At 41.2% G+C, this 21,730-nt stretch carries 11 protein-coding genes and 1 pseudogene; all 12 read left to right on the plus strand.

Going from position 1 to position 21,730, the window contains the following annotated elements:
* Window positions 1-184 precede the first annotated feature (184 nt).
* Window positions 185-3,019, plus strand: a complete 2,835-nt coding sequence (locus IQ230_RS17995; RefSeq protein WP_193933654.1) for a methyl-accepting chemotaxis protein — start codon at window positions 185-187, stop codon at window positions 3,017-3,019.
* Between the two features lie 85 nt (window positions 3,020-3,104).
* Window positions 3,105-6,155, plus strand: a complete 3,051-nt coding sequence (locus IQ230_RS18000) for a methyl-accepting chemotaxis protein (protein ID WP_193933655.1) — start codon at window positions 3,105-3,107, stop codon at window positions 6,153-6,155.
* Window positions 6,156-6,303: 148 nt separating this feature from the next.
* Window positions 6,304-9,303: a methyl-accepting chemotaxis protein gene (locus IQ230_RS18005; RefSeq protein ID WP_193933656.1), complete on the plus strand. Its 3,000-nt coding sequence runs from the start codon at window positions 6,304-6,306 to the stop codon at window positions 9,301-9,303.
* Window positions 9,304-9,432: 129 nt separating this feature from the next.
* Window positions 9,433-12,705 (plus strand): hybrid sensor histidine kinase/response regulator, encoded by a 3,273-nt coding sequence (locus IQ230_RS18010; RefSeq protein WP_193933657.1) that lies wholly within the window; start codon window positions 9,433-9,435, stop codon window positions 12,703-12,705.
* Between the two features lie 47 nt (window positions 12,706-12,752).
* Window positions 12,753-13,232 carry a chemotaxis protein CheW gene (locus IQ230_RS18015; protein WP_193933658.1) on the plus strand — a complete coding sequence of 160 codons (480 nt, stop codon included), beginning with the start codon at window positions 12,753-12,755 and terminating at the stop codon, window positions 13,230-13,232.
* A gap of 41 nt (window positions 13,233-13,273) precedes the next feature.
* A complete protein-coding gene (locus IQ230_RS27725; protein ID WP_193933659.1) occupies window positions 13,274-14,278 on the plus strand; it encodes a GAF domain-containing protein in 1,005 nt (334 codons plus the stop codon).
* A gap of 251 nt (window positions 14,279-14,529) precedes the next feature.
* On the plus strand, window positions 14,530-16,620 hold the full coding sequence (locus tag IQ230_RS18025) for a M3 family metallopeptidase (protein WP_193933660.1): 2,091 nt from the start codon (window positions 14,530-14,532) through the stop codon (window positions 16,618-16,620).
* A 107-nt stretch (window positions 16,621-16,727) separates the two neighbouring features.
* Window positions 16,728-17,147, plus strand: a complete 420-nt coding sequence (locus tag IQ230_RS18030) for a DUF1824 family protein (RefSeq protein WP_193933661.1) — start codon at window positions 16,728-16,730, stop codon at window positions 17,145-17,147.
* A 158-nt stretch (window positions 17,148-17,305) separates the two neighbouring features.
* Window positions 17,306-17,803 (plus strand): pentapeptide repeat-containing protein, encoded by a 498-nt coding sequence (locus IQ230_RS18035; protein WP_193933665.1) that lies wholly within the window; start codon window positions 17,306-17,308, stop codon window positions 17,801-17,803.
* Window positions 17,804-18,277: 474 nt separating this feature from the next.
* Window positions 18,278-19,642 (plus strand): glycosyltransferase, encoded by a 1,365-nt coding sequence (locus tag IQ230_RS18040; RefSeq protein WP_193933662.1) that lies wholly within the window; start codon window positions 18,278-18,280, stop codon window positions 19,640-19,642.
* 193 nt (window positions 19,643-19,835) lie between these two features.
* Window positions 19,836-20,489 (plus strand): annotated as a pseudogene (locus IQ230_RS27955) (acyltransferase); the annotation flags it as partial.
* A complete protein-coding gene (locus IQ230_RS27960) occupies window positions 20,481-21,122 on the plus strand; it encodes a GAF domain-containing protein (protein WP_407646680.1) in 642 nt (213 codons plus the stop codon). The pseudogene IQ230_RS27955 and the gene IQ230_RS27960, both read left to right, overlap by 9 nt.
* Window positions 21,123-21,730 lie beyond the last annotated feature (608 nt).

The following is a 21,730-nucleotide window of genomic DNA, read 5'->3' on the forward strand; positions in this document are numbered from 1 at the left end:
ATTTCGTCTCAAATCAGCTTAAGTCATTCATATTTTGGTTCTCGCTAATTGTTACTTGCCCAGCGCAGTCAGCAATTAGCATTGGTGTGCTTGCAATGTTAGTAAGCCTCTAAGTCATACATAATATCAAGCCTTTGTTTGAAGGTTTTGATGTAAATAACTATATTTTTATTAGTTTTTACCTATGGTTCCTTCTTCTGAACCCAATACAAAGACCCCTAAAAGTGATGTGCCTCATCAATCCTCGCACACAGTTACCATTCACAACCAGATACCCCAAACAGAATCGTTAAGCCATGACTCAGCTACTCAACAAAATCCATTAGATACAAGCGAATTGTCACAGCAAGTAGCAAGCAATACGTTGGATTTAGATCAGCCCGAAACTAGGCAGCGTAAGTCTAAGGGTATGAGCTTACGGCATAAAGCAACAGTACTTGCGATCGCACTGAGTACACTCCCTGTATTAGCAATTGGAGCAACAGCTTATCGCTTCACGCATCAAGCATTTGTCAAACAAGTTGTTCAAGGACAAGTAGAAAAAACCTCTCTGATTGCCAACAAAGCCAACGGCTTTATGTTTGAACGCTATGGAGACTTGCAAACACTATCAAGTTCAGTAGTTTTTACAGACTCTCAATTGCGATCGCAAACAACTCTGCAACAAAGGCAAGAAATTCTCGATTCCTTCATCAAGAATTATAAGTACTACGATAGTATTGCTGTTTTTGACCTCAATGGTAATGTACTATTTCAGTCTGAAGGAGCACCTTTGCCAAACCATCGAGATCAACTGTATTTTCAGCTTGTTAAGAAAAACGTTAAAGCATACATTGATCTTCCAGCAAAATCACAGTCATCGGAAGATTTAGTTATTAATTTTGCTGCACCAATTCTCGATCGCGATACAGGTGAAATGATTGCCATCCTTCGTACACGTATGCCTGTTAAGCAACTCGAAAGTTTTCTGCTGACCGAAGGTGTCGAAGATGAGTATCATATCCTTGATGCATCTGGAGAAGTCTTTATTGCTACTGGCGAAGAGCATCATCTTAGTGGAGAATTTTTCGAGCATTTTCCTGAACTGGCAAAACCCTTAATTACGAGAAAATCTGGCTCACAAATTGTGACTGATCTCAAAGATGACGAAGAAGAAATAGTTGCATATACTCCAACCCAAACGCTTGAAGGACTACCAGATTTGTACTGGCAAGTCGTATTACTTAAAGATACATCTATAGCACTTGCTCCCCTAAAACGTTTAGAAACAACCCTGATATTGGGAACAGGACTTACAGCACTCCTTGTCGGTTTACTAGCTGCATATCTAGCTAACCGTGCTACTAAACCAATTCTGACAGCAGCGGATACCGTAGAACAACTTGGGCAAGGACAATTGAATAGTCGGATTCCTGTAAAAGGTAATGACGAACTTGCTACTCTTGGTAGTAATATCAACTCGATGGCAGCTAGATTGCAACAACTACTAGATAGCCAAGCTGCAGAAGCTGAACGGGTACGCCAGGTAAAAGATATTACAGTTAATTTGGTACAGTATACGCAAGTCCAAGATATCTTTGATGTTGCTGTTGGAGAAGTTCGTCAGGCTCTTAACGTAGATCGAGTCGTGGTTTATACGTTTAATGAACAATGGCAAGGTAAGGTTACTGCAGAATCAGTTTTAGAAGGTTTTCCGCAAGCTTTAGGTGCACATATTAATGACCCATGCTTTGCTGATAAATATGTAGAACGTTATTGTCAAGGTCGGGTACAAGCTACAAATAACATTTATACGGCTGGACTCACTGAGTGTCATATTAATCAGCTTGAACAGTTTGGTGTCAAAGCAAATTTAGTTGCTCCTATCCTTCAAGATGGGCAACTTTTAGGTTTATTAATTGCGCATCAGTGTTCTGCACCCAGAACTTGGCAGCAATTTGAAATTGACTTGTTTGCTCAAGTTGCATCGCAAGTTGGCTTTGCTTTAGACCGTGCTAAGTTGCTAGAACAACAAAAAACTGCCAAAGAACAACTACAACAACGTGCTCTAGAGCTACTACAAGAAGTTGATCCAGTTAGTCGTGGCGATCTCACAATTCGCGCCAAGGTGACTGCTGATGAAATTGGTACAGTTGCTGATTCTTACAATTCCACAATTAATAGCTTACGGCAGATTGTAGGCACAGTACAGAATGCAGCAGCGCAGGTAGCTAATACAACATCAAATAACGAAACGGCTGTCGCAGAACTATCCACTGAAGCATTACGCCAAGCTGAAGAAATTGCCCGCGTGCTCGAAAAAATTCGTCAAATGTCACTTTCGATTCAAGCTGTTGCAACAAGTGCAGCACAAGCAGAAGTTGCCGTGCAACAAGCAAATGAAACAGTAGTCGCAGGCGATCGCGCCATGAACCGCACCGTTGATGGTATCGAAGCAATTCGGGAAACTGTAGTAGAAACATCAGCCAAAGTCAGACAGTTGGGTGAATCTTCACAAAAAATTTCCAAAGTGGTGAATCTGATTAGTTCCTTTGCAGAGCAAACAAACTTACTGTCGCTCAATGCAGCAATTGAAGCTGCACGTGCTGGAGAAGAAGGACGAGGGTTTGCAGTTGTTGCAGATGAAGTAGGTTCTCTTGCTCGACAATCAGCAGAAGCTACCGCAGAAATCGAAAAGCTTGTTGCAGAAATTCAAGCAGAAACTAATGCTGTCGTTGCCGCAATGGATGCCGGAACTGAACAAGTTGTGAATGGAACTCGTTTAGTTGATGAGACACGTCAAAGCTTGAACAAAATCACGATGGTGAGTGCTCAGATCAGCTCTTTAGTACAAGCAATTAGTGAAGCATCTGTAGTGCAATCACAAGCCTCTGATGAAGTTACTCAAACGATGAGTGATGTGGCGGCGATCGCCAATCGCACTTCTAATGACGCAACTCAAGTATCTGCCGCCTTTAAGCAACTACTAGCAGTGGCTGATGAAATGCGAACGAGTGTTGGTCAATTCAAAGTTAACTAGGCATGAGGGGCTAATGACTGGTTGTCTTTTCTAACTTAGTCATTCCCCAATTTTCGCTCTCTAATTCCTATATTTAGCAATAACTATGTTAGATCACCGCCCTAAAGAATTTGTAAATAATAGTATTGGCGAAACTTCGGCATCTAGCAATATCGAACCGGAATCGCTAGAAGCACCTGTAATAATTGTCGAACCAGTCTCTACTGTACCGAGTCAATCTCAGTCCCAATCTAAAAATCCATTTTCTTGGCTGCGACGCAGCTGGGACAACTTAACTTTTAGAACCAAACTGACTTTGCTTCTCGTAGGTAGCGCGGCAATACCTGTTCTAGTTGTAACGCAAGGTTTAATTACTCTAAATAGAGATCGCGCTATAGAAGATTTAAAGAACACTTTGCAGCAGCAAGGACAAACTTTTGCAAACGAGTACGTTCTTTGGACACAAGTAGACACTGAAACACAAGCAGAAAATATAGCTAACATTTTGCAAGCAACTGAAGTCGATCTCAATAATCCAGAACAAGTAGCAGCGCGTCGCGAACTTATAGAAAATTATTTAGTCATTAACGAGAACCAAGAAAATCCTGAGCTTACCAAAAATTTTAAAATCATTACTGATGCTCAAGGTAGAAGCGTTGCTCAAAACATTTTTGTTATTGATGATAACTTCTCTGATGAACCACTTTTACCTGTACCAAATCAAGAATTAAGCTTACCAAATTATCGAAAACTATCTTTACCTACAGGAATTTCTCTTACTGATATTCCTATTGTTCAAAATGCTCTCAAAACAGGGCAACCTTTGTCTGGCTTGGAGTTAGTTGAAAATCAAGCTCTGCAGAAACTAGGCTTGGCACAACAAGCTGATATTGGCTTACGGCAACAACCGAGTCGAAACTTACCGGAAGCGAAAACACCTTTTCCTGAAGCAACGTATGACATTGATGATGGAAAAGCAGGCTTATTGAGTATGGCAGTTCATCCAATCAAAATTAATAATCGCCTAGTTGGTACTGTTGTCATCGGCACTTTACTGAACCGTAATTATGGCTTAGTAGATAAGTTTGCTGAAACTTACAGCGTACCTGTGGCAACTGTATTTGCTAAAGATTGGCGAGTTGTAACCAATGTGCCTTATATCGATAATAAGACAAGAGCAATTGGAACACGAGTGGCGCGTGAGGTAGCAGAAAAAGTCCTCAATGAAGGCAAAGATTTTATTGGTGAAACTAGTATTATTGGCAGACAATATCTCACATTCTATACTCCACTTTACGATCATCAAAAAGTACTTAATCCCGAGCAAGCAAAACCTGTCGGAATTGCCTTTGTAGGAGAATCTTTCTTAGATGCTGAGAACCACCTGGCAAATCAACAATTTATTGCCTACAGTATCGGGGGTGGAATATTACTATTTGTGGGTTTGCTCTCAATTCCGATCGCGAATTCTTTTGCTCGCCCCATGCGGCGGTTATCAAGTTTTGCCCAACAGGTCGCTTCGGGTGAAGAAGGACTTGTTTTAGATGTCGGTAGCGATCGCCAAGATGAAATTGGGGTACTTTCCCGCGAAATGAATACAATGGCGCAGAATATTGCAGCTAACTTAGAAGCCCGTCGCCAAGAAGCCGAACGCGCCAAGATTTTAAAAGATATCACTGTTCGCATCAGTCAAGCCCTGGGTACGCAAAATACGTTAGATACAGCAGTGCAAGAAATTCGTCTAGCACTCCAAGCAGATCGCGTGGTGGTATATAGCTTCAACGAAAAATGGCAAGGTACTGTAACTTCTGAAGCTGTTATTGATAGTTTTCCGCAAGCTTTGGGAGCTAAAATTGACGATCCTTGCTTCGCTGAGCGCTATGTAGATAAATATCGTCGCGGGCGCGTTCAAGCGACTGAAAATATCTATGCAGCAGGCTTAACTGAGTGTCATATCAAACAACTTGAACAATTTACAGTCAAGGCAAACTTAGTAGCACCCATTATCACCAACGGCAAGTTAATTGCTTTACTGATTGCACATCAGTGTTCAGCACCGCGTGCTTGGCAACAAGTTGAGATTGATTTATTCTCTCAGTTAGCAACTCAAGTCGGATTTGCTTTAGATCGTGTCAGCCTTCTAGAACAGCAAAAAGCAGGGAAAGAACAACTACAGCGTAGAGCTTTAGAACTTTTAATGGAGGTTGATCCGCTGACGCAGGGGGATCTCACAATTCGCGCTAGCGTGACTGAGGATGAAATTGGGACAATCGCTGACTCATACAATGCAACAATCTCTAGCTTAAGACAAATTGTTACTCAAGTACAAGAAGCAGCCCAGCAAGTTGCTATAACGACGACGACTAAAGAAAGTTCGGTTGCTGAACTTTCTCAAGAAGCATCGCGCCAAGCTGCAGAAATTACTAGTGCTTTAATGCGAATTCAACAAATGGCAACCTCGATTCGCGCTGTTGCTTCTAACGCTGAACAGGCAGAAACTGCGGTACAACAAGCAAGTCAAACTGTAGCAGAAGGCGATCAGGCAATGAACCGTACTGTTGACGGAATTTTGGCGATTCGAGAAACAGTTGCGCAAACGTCAAAAAAAGTCAAGCGCTTAGGCGAATCCTCGCAAAAAATTTCTAAGGTCGTTAACTTGATTAGTACGTTTGCCGATCAAACAAACTTACTCGCACTTAATGCAGCGATTGAAGCTGCTAACGCAGGCGAACAAGGACGTGGTTTTGCCGTTGTAGCAGAACGAGTTCGCGCCCTAGCACGCCAATCAACTGAAGCTACCGCAGAAATTGAAAAACTAGTCACAGACATTCAAGTCGAAACAAATGAAGTTGTCGCCGCGATGGAAGCTGGTACAGAACAGGTCGTAGCAGGTACGCAGCTTGTCGATGAAACCCGCCAAAGCCTGAACAGAATTTCTGACGTTAGTATCCAAATTAATGAACTTGTAAAAGCGATCGCCACAGTTGCTGTAGAACAAAGCCAAGCTTCTGAAGAAGTAACACAAACAATGTCTGATGTAGCTGCGATCGCCAACAAAACTCTAACCGAAGCAACGCAAGTCGCAGAATCCTTCAAAGAACTCTTAGCAGTCGCCCAAAAACTCCAAGCTAACGCCAGTCAATTCAAAGTGAATTAACTGAGCATCCTTAAAGTTTAGAGTGAGGGAATATCAGTTTATTTACCTTAACTTTTTGACTCTCTGCTTGAATCGCAGCCTTAACCCTAAACTTTCAAAACCACAAATTTCCTCACCTCTAATCCCTAATCAATATTTAGTAATTGCTATGTTAGAGCGTCACTCCAAAGAATCTATATCAAGCTTTGATAGCAAAAGTCTGCTAACAAATTTAAGTAATACTTCTTTAGAATCATCTACACGACAAACCCAACGTAAGACTCAAAATATTTTGTTTTGGCTGCGTCAGCAATGGGACAACCGAAGCTTTCGTACTAAGCTAGCATTACTATTAGTAGGTAGTGCTGCTTTACCAACGATATTAGTGACTCAAGCCATTGAGAACGTTGCAGAAGATCGCTTAGGTGCTAGCTATCAAGAAATACTCAAGAAAGAGTTAGCCTATTTAAACGACGTAGTTGAGAATGCGCAAGACAAAAACAAAATAATCGCTGCTAGTATAGCTCAGTCAGTACAAGACAACGAGATTAATGTTAGTAACCCACAAGTCGCATTAATAAATCGTAATCTGCTACAAAAGTTTGTCAGTGCTCCTGCTGACCCAATGGGGCAAAGTTTTCTGATAATTGCTGACGCTCAAGGTCGGACAGTTGCTCAGTCTATTGCAGTTTTGAACGAGGATTTTTCCAGCGATCCGCTATTACCATCCGACAGCGCAACTTTAGAAACGCTAAAATATCGTCCAATATCATTACCCATAGGAATCCCTTTAGGAGATGTTCCGATTATAAGAAATGCTTTAGGTAGCGGACGCTCCTTAGCAGGTGCAGAATTGCTTAACTCCAACTTGCTGCAACGCTTAGGATTAGATAAGCAAGCTAATATTGGGATTCGCCAACAATCAATTGAAGGTTTACCAGAACCAAAGCAGCCTTTTTCTGAAGGGACGTACAACATTGATAGTGGTAAAGCAGGCTTAGTTCTCATGGCTGTTGAACCAATTGAGGTTAGTGGTAAACGAGTAGGTACTGCTATAGTTGGTACCTTACTAAATCGCAACCATTTTCTAGTAGACAGGGTAAAGGAGCAAGTAGGAGTGTCTACAGCTACAATCTTTGCCAAAGATTGGCGAGTGACAACGAATGTGCCCTATACAGACAACAAAACGCGAGCTATTGGTACGCGGGTTGCTAGAGAAGTGGCAGAAACTGTTTTGAATCAAGGAAAAACGTTTTTGGGCGAGACTAATATTGTTGGTGCCGACTATATTACTGGTTACAGTCCTCTGTACGATCACCAAATACAACTCAACCCCTCACAAGCTAAGCCAGTAGGCATTGCTTACGTGGGACAGCCAAAAGCGGAATTACAACAAATTCTGGCAAATTTGAGGTTCACTGGGTATGGTATCGGTGGAGGCGTGTTGTTGCTATCTAGTTTAATTGCTTTCCCAATTGCTGGTTCTTTTTCACGCCCAGTAAGACGATTATCAAGTTTTGCTCAGCAGGTAGGATCTGGTAAACAAGGAGTGCGCTTAGAAACAACCGCACGTCGAGATGAAATTGGAATTCTGTCCCAAGAATTAAATCAAATGGCTGTGAGTATTGAAGCTAACCTTGCAGCCCAACGTCAAGAAGCTGAGCGAGCAAAATTCTTAAAAAATATTACCTTACGCTTAGGACAATACTCTCAAGTACAGGATATCTTCGACGCTGCTGTGAGCGAAGTTCGCCAGGTGTTGCAGAGCGATCGCGTAGTTGTCTATACTTTCAACGAGCAGTGGCAAGGTACTGTAATTGCAGAATCGGTAGCTGTGGGTTTTCCGCAAGCTTTGGGTGCAAATATTAGCGATCCGTGTTTTGCTGACAAATATGTGGAACGCTATCGCCAAGGGCGGGTGCAAGCAACAGAAAATATCTACGCTGCAGGTCTAACCGAGTGCCATATCAAGCAACTTGAGCAGTTTGCGGTAAAAGCTAACTTAGTTGCGCCAATTGTTCAAGGTGGTCAACTTTTAGGTTTATTAATTGCGCACCAGTGTTCTACACCACGGGCTTGGCAACAAGGTGAGATTGATTTGTTTGCTCAGTTAACAACGCAAGTTGGCTTTGCATTAGACCGTGCTAACCTGTTAAAACAGCAAACACAAGCCAAAGAAAAACTGCAGCAACGTGCGCTTGAACTGCTGATAGAAGTCGATCCTCTTAACAAGGGAGATCTGACAATTCGTGCAAATGTAACTGAAGATGAAATTGGTACGATCGCAGACTCTTACAATGCGACGATTTCTAGTCTACGGCAAATTGTGAGCAAAGTGAAAACTGCAGCTCAACAAGTAGCTGTAACTACTAACTATAGCGAAAATTCGGTACAAGCTCTATCCCAAGAAGCTCTACGTCAAGCTGAAGAAATTAATAGTGCGTTAGAGCAACTTCAGAAAATGTCTGGCTCAATTTCTGCTGTTGCTACCAGTGCAAAACAAGCTGAAGTTGCAGTTCAAAAAGCAAACGACACTGTTGCCGCAGGAGATGCTGCAATGAACCGTACAGTTGATGGCATTGAAGCGATTCGTGAAACTGTATCAGCAACAGCTAAAAAAGTTAAGCAGCTTGGGGAATCATCGCAAAAGATTTCTAAGGTTGTCAACTTGATTGGTCGGTTTGCCGCACAAACAAACTTATTAGCACTAAAAGCTTCCATTGAAGCTGCGCGTGCGGGTGAAGAGGGGCGTGGATTTGCGGTTCTTGCAGATGAAGTTCGAGTCTTGGCAAGTCAATCTGCTCAAGCTACTGCAGAAATTGAAAAACTTGTCTTAGACATTCAAGCAGAAACTAACGCCGTAGTTGCTGCAATGGAAGCTGGAACGGAACAAGTTGTTGCAGGAACTGTTCTTGTTGATAATACGCGCCAACGCCTCAATCAAATTACTGCAATTAGTGCAGAAATCAGTAACTTGGTGCAAGGAATTAGTGAAGCATCGGTCGTGCAATCGCAAGCTTCTGAGGCAGTTACGCAACGGATGAATGATGTTGCCGCGATCGCTAGTCAAACTTCAGATGAAGCGACTCAGGTATCAACTGCATTTAACCAATTGATGAGCGTAGCTGATGAACTGCAAACAAGTGTTGGTCAATTCAAAGTCAACTAGAAGTGAAGGGATTAGTGATTAGTGGAACTAGTGATGAGTAGAAGTTTATCTTAGTTTTCTCTCCCTGATCCCTGATCTCTAACCTCTTACCTACTATTTCCATTTTTTTATATTTAAAGCTTTATAAATATGGCAATCGATTCTGATATCCGCGACCAAGCCTATCAGTTTTTCATCCAAGAAGCTCCTGAATTACTCCAAGTAATTGAAACAGATTTATTAACACTAAGAGAAGATCGCAGTACTGCTAAAATTCATAACATGATGCGTGCTGCGCACTCGCTTAAGGGTGGGGCGGCAAGTGTTGGACTAGATATCATCAAAACTTTAGCGCATAGTCTCGAAGATATTTTTAAAGGTCTGCATAATCCAGAATTAGAAATTGATGTTAATGTCGAAAACTTGTTACTTCAAGCATACGACTGCCTCCGTCTCCCATTGATCGAGCAACTCAATACGGGAGAGTTTGATGCTGAAAAAGCAATGGTTAATGCTGAACCTGTATTTGCCCAAATTGAAGCGCAAATAGGAGAATACCTTAAAGGTTCAACAGAGATGCCTAGTTCGGTTGAATTAGGTGTGGATATTGCAGCATCAATTTTTGAAGTAGACGTGGCTCAAGGAATTGAGCGGCTTGCCCAAGTTTTAGCATACTCACAGGATCAAGAAATTATAGAAGGAGAAGTACGGGCACAAGCAGAGGTTTTTGCTGGGATTGCAGAACTACTAAACTTGCCTGGATTTGGATTGATCGCATCGACAACACTTGCTGCACTAGATGCCCATCCTGAAGCAGCAGTTCAAATTGCTCAAACGGCATTTGCTGATTTTCAAGCAGCACGTCTAGCAGTTCTCGCAGGCGATCGCACTCAAGGTGGTTCTCCCTCTCTAGCTTTAACCCAATTTGTCAAGCAGTCTACGCAAGGTACTCTAGATCCAACACCTACGCAATCCCTACAGCCAGCATTAGATATTAGCACTGCTTCTACCGCAGGCTCAATGCTAGATGACTTGTTCAGTAGTGTTCCAGACCCTAACTTTGAGCTAGAACCAACAACACCTGCTACCATTCCCCTTGAGGTTGCAGCAGTTTCAGCGAGTTCACTCGATGATATTTTTGGTAGCTTTGGAGAAGATAGTACTCGTCTCAATGCCAACATAGCTGCGGATCGCACGCCAACAAGCACAGACTCACAATCCACAGAACAAGTCGCTTCGCAGACTAACATTGCAGAAGTATTCGCACCAGCGATCGCTGACAATTCCACTGTTGCCAAATTTTCAGATACAGTAGTTCCTGAAGTAGTGCCCGTAGCGTCCCAAAAGACGAAAATCGTAACAACGCAATCTTCACCACCAAAACAGGAAGTTACGACAAATTCTAGTCCTACGGCTCAGTTGTCTGTGCGAGTTGACTTAGATCGTTTAGAGCGAATGAACAACTTGGTTGGTGAGTTAGCAATTAACCGTAACAGTCTATCGCTACAAAACGAACAATTACAATCAACGATTCAAGAACTATTGCGCCGCTTTACTAAGTTTCAAACAATGGCGCGGCAATTACGCGATTTATCTGACTTAATGGTCGTTGCACCTGAGCATTATGCACGGGAAAATTCAAGTCGTTCAGGGATATTACCTGCTCAAGGAGCACAGAAGCTGATTTCTTCCTCTGTTGCTTCTGCTACTGCCTCTACTCTACTTCCTTCGCTAGCATCTTTTGATTCATTAGAGATGGATAGCTACGGTGAAGTTTACTCATTGTTGCAAGCTACTCTCGAAGACATGGTGCAGCTTGAAGAGACAGTGGGTGACGTTGTTCTCCTGGCTGGACAGTCGAGTGAGACGATTGAAAGACAGCGCCAAATGCTAGCACACTTGCGGGATGACTTGATGTGGGCACGGATGTTGCCTTTAGGTGAGGTTCTCAACCGCTTTCCTCGGATGTTACGCGACTTATCGCGGTCTTATGATAAGCCGGTTGATTTAAAGCTAAGCGGTACAGGAGTGTTAGTTGATAAGGCAGTTTTAGAAAAGCTGTACGATCCTTTGTTGCACTTAGTACGTAACGCTTTCGATCATGGAATTGAAGCTTCTGATGTCCGTGTAGAGCAAGGTAAACCTGCGCAGGGCAAAATTGAAATTCGGGCTTACCATCAGGGCAATCAAACGATTATTGAAGTAAAAGATGATGGCAGAGGACTCAACTTAGAACGAATTCGTGCTAAAGCTGCAGAAATGGGTTTGTTGTCACCAGAGCAAGTTAATACAGCTTCTACTGCCCGTTTGTTAGATCTGATTTTTGAGCCTGGGTTTTCTACTGCCAAGCAAGTGAGTGAATTATCAGGTAGAGGTGTCGGACTCGATGTTGTCCGCGCTCAATTGCGATCGCTTAAAGGTAATGTTACTGTAACTTCTGAACCTGGGCAGGGTAGCGTATTTAGTTTACGGATTCCTCTAACACTAACCATCGCGAAGTTGCTAGTTTGTTTTGTGGGCACAAATGCTTATGCTTTGCCTTCGGACAGTATTGCAGAAATTTTGATTCCAGAAGCCAATCAAGTTAAATACTCTAGTGGTTATCGCTTTTTACACTGGCAAGATCGGATTATTCCAATATATCGTCTATCTGAAGTTATTAGATATAGCTGTCCGTTACCTGAGACAGTTCCTAATCTTAACTTGGAAGCAGTTCCAACTCCAGAAGATTGGGCTTCTCCTATGTTGTTGTTGGAGCAGGAAAATAATATTGTTGCTGTCGAAGTTGACCGTTTAGTGACTGAGCAGGAATTAGTCATTAAACCCTTTGGTAAAGCGATCGCACCACCAAACTACATCTATGGTTGTACGATTTTGGGTAATGGTAGTCTTATTCCTGTGATTGATGGAGCAGAAATGCTGGCATCTTTTGCTGGAAATCAAACTAAGACTACACCCACTGAATTCCCATCTGATTTATCAATCATTGATACGAGTGATAGTGTTTCAAATATCGTTAAAAAGGATACTACCCTAACAGTTTTAGTTGTTGATGATTCGATTACCCTACGCCAAACATTAGCTCTTACACTGCAAAAAGCTCGCTATCGGGTTTTACAAGCACGTGATGGACGTGAAGCAATTGAGCAATTGCAACAGTCGGTAGTTCAACTTGTTGTTTGTGATGTGGAAATGCCGAATATGAATGGCTTTGAGTTTCTCAGCCATCGTCGCCAAGATCCACAAATGAGCAAGGTTCCAGTTGTGATGCTGACATCACGTAGCAGTGATAAACATCGACAGTTAGCAAAGCATTTAGGTGCGAATAATTACTTTACTAAACCTTATATTGAGCAAGAATTTATCGCAGCAATTAAAGACACTATCCAGCAAAATTCATCAATGCTACCTACTGTTAAGTGAGTATTTAATAATTAGTTTTTTCTGAAGGATAAAGCAAGTAATTTGAGATGAAAAATGCATTCGCCAATTCAAGTTTTCCTGGTTTGAAGTCTCATAACCAAAATACTGTAAAGTTCCAAAAACTAGTTGTATTTGGTATGGGTAATATTAACTTAGCACTACCCAGCGATGCCGTATTTAAAGTAACTAACCAAATGCCAGTTTACGGATCTGGATTTAACGGTGTAGGGCTGGCACATTTTGGCGATCGCCAGATTACCATTGTTGAGCTACATCGACGCTTTTTTACAGCCAAAGGGAAATACTTAATCATTGTTGAGAACAAAGTAAGAGAACTTTATGGTATTCCCGTTGCATCCGTTCCGACTTTGATAGATGTTCCGTTATCGAGAATTCAAGTTTTGCCAGACTCATATCGTCACGCAGATTTACTAGCGATCGCAACTCATGTTTGTCACATTCCGCAAGCCGAAACGTCCTTAACAGTCTTCTTGCTGGATGTCGATCAACTCTTGCCATCTTCCTGAATTTGCCTCTAAGTATAATCAAGTAACAAAGGAATACAACAGTGAAAGCTCCATTACCTAGTAACGAGGAAGCTAGGCTCAAAGCCCTACGCGAGTATGAAATTCTCGACACCGATCCCGAACAAGCATTCGATGACTTGACTCGTTTAGCTTCGCAAATTTGTGAAACTCCAATCGCGGTAGTGAGTCTAGTCGATTCTGATCGACAATGGTTCAAGTCGAAGTTAGGCTTAGATGCTTCAGAAACCTCTCGCGACGTTGCTTTTTGTGCGCATACAATTCTCCAAACTGATTTGTTTGTTGTTCCAGATGCTCAGCAAGATATGCGCTTCTCTGACAATCCCCTGGTAACATCAGGTCCTCAGATTCGATTTTATGCTGGCGCACCATTATTGACTTCAGAAGACGTTGCTGTTGGTAGCTTATGCGCAATTGACTATGTGCCTCGCAATTTGACTCCCCAGCAGCAAGAAGCACTAGAAATTTTAGGTCGTCAGGTTGTTACACAAATAAAGTTACGCCGCAACATCGCTGAATTAGAAGAAGCACTCCGACAACGTCAAGAAACAGAACAAGCCCTGAAAGCCAGAGAAGAACAATACCGCAGTTTACTGGATCTTTCTTCAGAAACAATTGCTGTCCACATTGATGGAAAACTCGAGTATATCAATACTGCGGGAGCAAGGCTTTTTGGTGCAGTTGCTCCAGAACAACTTATTGGCAAGCAGCTTTTAGATTTCGTCCACCCCGATTCTAGAGCAGCTGTAGCAGTGCGACAAAATCAAGTGCAAGTCAACCAAGCAGTTGCTATCAATCAAGAAAAGTTAATTCGGCTTGATAGCCAAGTCATCGATGTTGAGATGACAGAAGTACCAATTATTCATTCGGGTCAACCAGCAACGCAGGTGATGATTAGGGATATTACTGCACTCAAACAGATGAAAGAAGCAATGCTGCGTGCGACGGTGGCTGAACTTGCCAAACAAGAACTAGAAAAAGAAATTACTGGGCGCAGACAGCTAGAGGAGAGCTTGAAAGAGCAGTAAACTTGTGCGTATGAGTCCTTGCCCTCACCCTAAATCCCTTTCTCAAACTTGAGAGAGGGACTTTAAAAGAAAGTTACCCTTTTGGTCAACATTGAAAAAAAGGTTTGGGGATAAGAGGTTTTTAGCATTCACGTAAGTTGAACAAGTGATACCTTCATGTGTCATAACGGAAATGTAGGTTACGGTCTTCTGCACTCGGCAAGGGTTGTAAATGTTAATGATAATTAAGATACAGCGACCTAAAACAAGTTATGAGTGCAACCACAATTACTGACAATCCATTGCTAATCGGTAAAGGTCTTCCTCCATTTGAGCAAATCAAGCCTGAACACGTTGTGCCAGCAATGACACAGCTACTAGGAGAATTGGAAACCGAACTTGCTACATTAGAAGCGAATGTCAGTCCAACTTGGAGTGGTTTAGTAGAGCCACTAGACCACATTACAGAGCGTTTGCGGTGGAGTTGGGGTATCGTTGGGCATTTGATGGGTGTAAAAAATAGCCCAGAACTGCGCGAAGCGTACGAAACCGTACAGCCCAAAGTTGTAGAGTTCTACAACAAGCTCAATCAAAGTAAACCTTTGTATGATGCGTTTAAAGCTTTACGACAAAGCGATCGCTGGGATAGTTTAGATGTTGCGCAACAGAGGATTGTGGAAGCAGCGATTCGAGATGCTGAGCTTTCTGGTGTAGGTTTAGAAGGAGAACGGCGATCGCGCTTTAACGAAATTCAACTGGAACTCGCAGAACTTTCAACCAAGTTTTCTAATCATGTTTTAGACGCAACAAAAGCTTTTAGCCTGACATTGACAGAACAAGACGAAGTTGATGGTTTACCTCCGAGTCTCAAAAGTTTAGCTGCACAAGCGGCGCGGGCTGCTGGTGAAGAAAATGCTACACCCGAAGCAGGTCCCTGGCGGATTACTTTGGACTTCCCCAGTTTTGGTCCTTTCATGCAGCATAGTACTCGCCGCGATTTACGCGAGAAATTATACAGGGCTTTCATTAGTCGGGCATCATCAGGTGATTTAGACAACTCGCCGCTGATTGAACGGATTTTGCAACTACGCCAGGAAGAAGCTAAATTACTTGGCTTTGATAGTTATGCAGAGTTAAGTTTAGCGAGTAAAATGGCTCCGAGCATTGAAGCAGTAGAAAACCTCTTAGAGGAATTGCGGAGTGCCAGCTATGATGCAGCAATGCAAGAATTTGAAGAGTTAAAAGCATTTGCAGCGGCTAAGGGTGCGGATAGTGAGTTAAAACATTGGGATATTAGTTATTGGGCAGAACGCCAACGCGAAGAAAAGTTTAATTTTACGGCAGAAGAGTTGCGTCCTTATTTCCCGTTACCACAAGTTCTAGATGGGCTATTTGGCTTAGTTGAACGAGTTTTTGGTGTGAGTGTGACTGCTGCGGATGGTCAAGCACCAGTATGGCAGCCAGATGTGAGATATTTCCAGATTGCGGATGAAAGTGGTGCAATCGCATATTTCTATCTCGATCCCTACAGTCGCCCTGCAGAAAAGCGCGGCGGGGCTTGGATGGATGATTGCATCGGTCGTGCCAAAATGACTGAAGCAGGAACAACTTCAACTCGTAAACCTGTAGCTTATCTTGTGTGCAACCAAACTCCCCCTGTGGATGGCAAACCAAGTTTAATGACTTTCAATGAAGTAGAAACTCTATTCCATGAATTTGGTCACGGTTTGCAGCATATGCTGACGAAGGTAGACTATGCTGGGGCAGCAGGCATTAATAATGTTGAGTGGGATGCAGTCGAACTGCCTAGCCAGTTTATGGAGAACTGGTGCTATCACCGCGACACCTTATTAGGAATGGCGAAGCATTATGAGACAGGTGAAACTTTACCTGAGCATTATTATCAAAAGTTAGTTGCTGCGCGTAACTACATGAGTGGTAGTGCAATGTTACGGCAACTGCATTTCAGCTTGGTTGATCTTGAATTACACAACCGCTATCAACCTGGTGGTAGTGAAACAGTTAATGATATACGCAATCAAATCGCTAAGACTACTACTATATTGCCACCGCTACCAGAAGATGCCTTTTTATGTTCGTTTGGTCATATCTTTGCTGGTGGATATGCCGCAGGCTATTACAGCTACAAGTGGGCAGAAGTGCTAAGTGCTGATGCTTTTGCGGCTTTTGAGGAATCAGGGTTAGAACCTGAGAAAATTGCTGCTACAGGGAAACGCTTCCGCGACACAGTGCTGGCGCTAGGTGGTAGCAAGCATCCGATGGAAGTCTTTCAATCATTCCGAGGACGCGAACCTAGTACTGAACCTTTACTGAGACACAGTGGCTTAACTAAAGCAGCTTAGTATTGGAATTATTAATTGCAACCAAGCGGAACACTTCAGTGTCACCGCTTTTTTTATTTGCAAACGATATCACAATAAAAATTAAGTAGTCGATAGCTAACAAAGTTATGTTTAACCCACAACAGCAATCTCATCTTACTGTCGAAGCAGCACAGACACTTTTGCAAGACTTTAATTGTACTGCTGGTAAGTTAGTCACTTCTGAATCGGAGAAAGCATTGATTCGTCAGGCTGTTTTAGTTGTCAGTCGTTTTTCTGATTACCAAATTTTGGGAATTTGTGCTGATACAGCAACCCAAGGTATAGCAGCCTTGGCAAGTTATGCAGAAGCCTTGGGCTATCAACCTAATCTTGATTTAACTTTGATTGAAGATCCTGTTTATATTAAATTTAATCCAGTTACTAGTTTGTGTTATCTCAATCCTTATTCTGGAGAACATCGAGGTGTACTTGTCTCTTGTCAATCCCCAGAATCAGGAGCAATCAACGAGATGTACGGTCATCTGCCGTTAGATTTATTTGAGTAGGTTATGGACAGTTTTCAATTGAGAAAACAACCACGCCTGCTGATTATCTCTATTGTGAATGTAATTAGGTTACTGTACTAACAGCAGGCTTTAAATGTATCCTGCTAATCCCAATTATTCACCGTATTAGTGGATTTTGTTGTTTTTCTTAAAGGATGATGAAGCGTTTCTATCGACTTGCAGTAGTTGCTTTTATGTTTTTACTTTTTGTAGTCTTTCCTATGACTGCACAAGCAGCTAGTTCTTCTTCTATTTCTCGTGCTGCGGCTACTGGAGAAGTCGTCGGCAAAGATTACTCAGGGCAAAACTTACAAACGGCTGAGTTTGCCAATGCAGATTTAGAAGCAGCTAATTTTAGTAATGCTGACTTACGCGGTGTGGTTTTTAATGGTGCAAAGTTAACAAAAGCAAATTTACATGGAGCCGATTTTACAAATGGAATTGCCTATATAGTTGACTTTACTGGGGCTGACTTAAGTGATGCTGTGATGGAAGAGGCTATGATGTTGCGTTCCACATTCAATAATGTTGAGATTACTGGTGCTGATTTTACTAATGCAGTTCTTGACAGAACTGTGGTTAAAAAACTCTGTGCGCAAGCAAATGGGATAAATTCAAAAACAGGAGTGGCAACACGCGATTCGTTGGGTTGCTAAGAGGACTTCGTTGTTTAGGTAGTGGGCGATCGCTTTTTATTGAGTTGAGAGGCGATCGCAGCCACCACATATAACTTGTTATTTACAGCCAACTGTATGAATCGAATATAATTAACACATCCATATTGACTAGATGACTAGATTAGCTTAATTAATGCTATAGAAAAGCTCTATAAAACTATTAAATTATCCTATTTATTTTTAATATTCTTCCTCAAACTTTATAAAAGTAAATTTTCTAAATACCTGAACTTATCTGTATCGACAATTAATAAAGCTTTTAATAAGTTTATGTAGAATCTAATTAGTTTTATATATTTAATAAATATTTTCCATTGTCTACCAGCAATTGTAATTTTTAGTATTTTGTTCAGTCAAGTTCTTATTGAGAAAATTATGAAAAAGTAATATTTTCAAAAGACTAACTCAACTTTTATTTGCTATACCTCAATATTTTAAGAGGAAGAATAATTTATGAAAACTATTCAAGCTGTTGCCCGTTACTTACCAGAAAAATGTGGCGGAATTCAAATTCGCCTTAGCGAACTTTTGCCGTTGCTACAAACGTATGGAGTTGAAAGTAAAATAGCAGCAGCTCAAGATAGTAAATGCGAAAATACTTATGTACACAACGGAATAGAAGTTTATCGCTATCCTGTTTTTCCTACACCAAAGGCAGAACCAAATCATGGAGAATCACCGCATGGTAGATTTGAGTTTTTTGCACATTGGTTAAAAGAGCAGAAAGCTGATATTTACCATCAACATCAATGGACTCCAAAATGTGGTTTATCGCATCTACGCCTTGCGAAAGAACTTGGTATGGCAACAATTGTATCAATTCGCTTACCGACTCCTGTTTGCCAGCGTGAAACTTTGATGTTAAATGGTCAAGAAGTTTGTGATGGAAAAATCGATGAAGTAAGATGTAGCCGTTGTTGTGGTGTGCCAAAATCTCTTTCGGATGTAGCAATTAGAAACTTAGCTAATACACCTTTATTTATCAGTAATCTGGCAAGTGGGCTGATACATCAATTAGACAAAGTACCAGTTCAAGTTAATACAAATGTGACAGGATTGCTAACTCCACTTTCTATGCCAGCTTACGTAGCTGCTCGCAGAAATGGTTTGTTAGAGATGGCAAAGTTCGCAGATCGCATTGTCACGCTGAGTGAGCGACTTTATGAAACCTTATTACTTAATGGAGTTCCTCAAGAAAAGTTACTTATTTGTAAAACAGGTGTACCTGATTTTTTCCTAGCATCAACTCAAAATAAAGAACAAGAAAGTAATAATACTTTAAAAGTTGTCTTTTTAGGGCGCTGGAATCGTAACAAGGGAATTCATATTATTGTAGAAGCAATCAAATCTTTACCTACTACTTTACCAATTGAATTAACAATTCATGGTAGTGCAGTTGATGAAGAAAAATATAGACAAGAAATCCTCAAGAGTATTGAAAATGAACCTCGAATTCATGTTGCTCAAACTTTGACAAGAGATGAATTACCTACAGTATTAGCCAAATATGATGTTTTAGCTTTACCGGCACAATGGTTTGATGTTAGACCAATGGCTGTTTTAGAAGCTCACGCTCTAGGGTTGCCTGTATTAGGCTCAGATGTAGGAGGAGTTAATGAACTAATCAAACATAATGTAGACGGTTTATTACTACCTCCTAGTAATATTCCAGCCTGGGCAGAAGCGCTTAGTTTACTAGCTATAAACATCGATTTCTTGTCTAAACTCCGTGAAGGAATTCAGCCGATCCGAACTATGTCTGTAGAGGCAGCAGATACTGTAGCTATTTATCAAAACCTGTTACCAAGCACCAAATAAAACAAGTAAAAATAGTCTTTAAGTTAATTTATAACTTCAGTATAAAAACATTTTAAATAACCTTAGAGATTATTGAAAAATTCATTATTGAGCCGAGGATATTATAACTAAACAGCAGAAACTGACGAGCAGGAGTTGTTTCAAATAGCGCTACTTAAAAAATTATTCCACTCAACAAAATTAATCAGTAAATATGAATGCTGTAAAATTCCCATTTATCTCACAACATTTTCGTTGGAAGGAAGCTGTAGTAACTACTTTGTTGGGATGGGTACCCCTGTCAGTAGGTAGAGCATTAAGAAGACGAACTTATAGTAGTATTTTTGCGCAATTTGGGAATTCAGTACAGATTAAAACTGGAGTTGAACTGATTCATACGAGTAGAATTGAAATTGGTAATGGGGTAAGAATTGATCGAGGGGTTTGCTTACGAAATACAGGTCAAAATAGTAGAATTCGGCTAAGAGATTTTGTCAAGATTGATTTAGGAGTTATTATCAAAACCCATAAGAGTGGTGATATAGAGATTGGTAATAACACTTATGTTGGTCCTTACACCTGTCTGTCGGGTAACTATATCAAAATTGGTAGAGATTGCCGAATTGCTTCTCATTTAGGTATTTATGCTAATAATCATAACTTTGGCGATCCCAACCGTACAATTAGAGGGCAGGGAAGCAGTTACAAGGGGATCGTCATTGAAGATAATTGTTGGCTGGGTAGTGGGGTTAAAGTATTAGATGGGGTTACTGTTGGTCAAGGTAGTGTAATTGGTGCAGGTGCTGTTGTTACTAAAAACATTCCTCCTTACTCTGTTGCTGTTGGTGTACCTGCCAGGGTGATTAAAAATCGTAGAACACAAGAACAGACAACAACATCTCAGGTATCAAAGGAAAACACAGATAATGACGATAACCTAACTGTTTGTTCGGATACCAATATGGTCGAGACAGAGAATACTCACCATAAAGCCCAACAGTTAGTTCAGAAAGATACTGACTTGAGAAATTCAATGCTTGAAACCCCGCTATATCAGCTACTTAATGGAATGCGTCAAATTGTAAATATGGACACTGCTACAGTTTTACTGCAAACTCAAGATAAGGAGCAGTTAGCAGTGCATACTTCTATTGGGTTAGAAGATGAGATTACAGCAGGAATTAGAATCCCTCTGAGGCAAGGCTTTGCTGGTCGTATTGCTGCTGAGTGCCAGTTGATGATTGTAGAAGATTTGTCCACAATTGAGGTTGTGAGTCCTATTCTCCGCAATAAGGGATTACATTCAATGCTTGGCATTCCCTTGCAAGCAGAAGGTGAAGTCCTTGGAGTGTTTCATGTCGGTAGCTATGTTTCGCGTAAGTTTACTAGAGACGAAGTGAAGCTTCTCGAATATTTTGCTAACTGTCTTGGCTTTGCGATCGCTCATGCAGAAGGACTTATAATTCCCTTATGGAAACATCAAGTAGTACCTCAAACTTAGTTTTAAGTCAAGAATTTTAATCTAAATAGATTTACTGTCTACATACTTTTCAAAAAAAGACTTTATCTATCGTTTATAGTGTAGATCAATCTGAGCATCTTTATTAAAGATGTCTACTGACTGAGTAAGAATAAGTTAAAAGCAATCGATAGTTAACTAACATCACTTTTATAAACCCCCTGATTCCATGCTGCTTGCTATAAAGAGGGAAATCTTCGCAACACAGTTATTTCCTAAAATTGGGGGACTTTGAAAGGTTTGGTTTTTCCTGCCCCCTCTCAGTTTCCCCAGTCCTAGAGAAGAAGATAAGTAAAAATGACTATTCAGAGAGATAGGGGGTAAATCATACTCCTCTTCAGTAACGCCTAGCAATTAACCTAAATACAACTCAAGATAGCTAGAGTTTTTATTCTGTTTATGTAATAGAAAGATAAAACAACAATAGGTTTTTAAAAATTTATTGTTGTAATACTAATGCATATACAGCCTATTGCAGTTTTATGAGGCACAGTAGCAACAGTGAGTAAACCAGTTTTTCAAATGCACGGGATTAATTAAATCGAGTGCAGTGGCAATGAGAAGATCAACCCTGAATGCAGTAGTTGGGG

Source organism: Gloeocapsopsis crepidinum LEGE 06123, from assembly GCF_015207655.1.
GTDB lineage: Bacteria > Cyanobacteriota > Cyanobacteriia > Cyanobacteriales > Chroococcidiopsidaceae > Gloeocapsopsis > Gloeocapsopsis crepidinum.

Excerpts from the sequence above, each read along its gene's own strand:
- IQ230_RS17995 (WP_193933654.1), top strand. The coding sequence starts at position 185 with ATGGTTCCTTCTTCTGAACCCAATACAAAGACCCCTAAAAGTGATGTG.
- IQ230_RS18000 (WP_193933655.1), top strand. The coding sequence starts at position 3,105 with ATGTTAGATCACCGCCCTAAAGAATTTGTAAATAATAGTATTGGCGAA.
- IQ230_RS18005 (WP_193933656.1), top strand. The coding sequence starts at position 6,304 with ATGTTAGAGCGTCACTCCAAAGAATCTATATCAAGCTTTGATAGCAAA.
- IQ230_RS18010 (WP_193933657.1), top strand. The coding sequence starts at position 9,433 with ATGGCAATCGATTCTGATATCCGCGACCAAGCCTATCAGTTTTTCATC.
- IQ230_RS18015 (WP_193933658.1), top strand. The coding sequence starts at position 12,753 with ATGAAAAATGCATTCGCCAATTCAAGTTTTCCTGGTTTGAAGTCTCAT.
- IQ230_RS18025 (WP_193933660.1), top strand. The coding sequence starts at position 14,530 with ATGAGTGCAACCACAATTACTGACAATCCATTGCTAATCGGTAAAGGT.
- IQ230_RS18030 (WP_193933661.1), top strand. The coding sequence starts at position 16,728 with ATGTTTAACCCACAACAGCAATCTCATCTTACTGTCGAAGCAGCACAG.
- IQ230_RS18035 (WP_193933665.1), top strand. The coding sequence starts at position 17,306 with ATGAAGCGTTTCTATCGACTTGCAGTAGTTGCTTTTATGTTTTTACTT.
- IQ230_RS18040 (WP_193933662.1), top strand. The coding sequence starts at position 18,278 with ATGAAAACTATTCAAGCTGTTGCCCGTTACTTACCAGAAAAATGTGGC.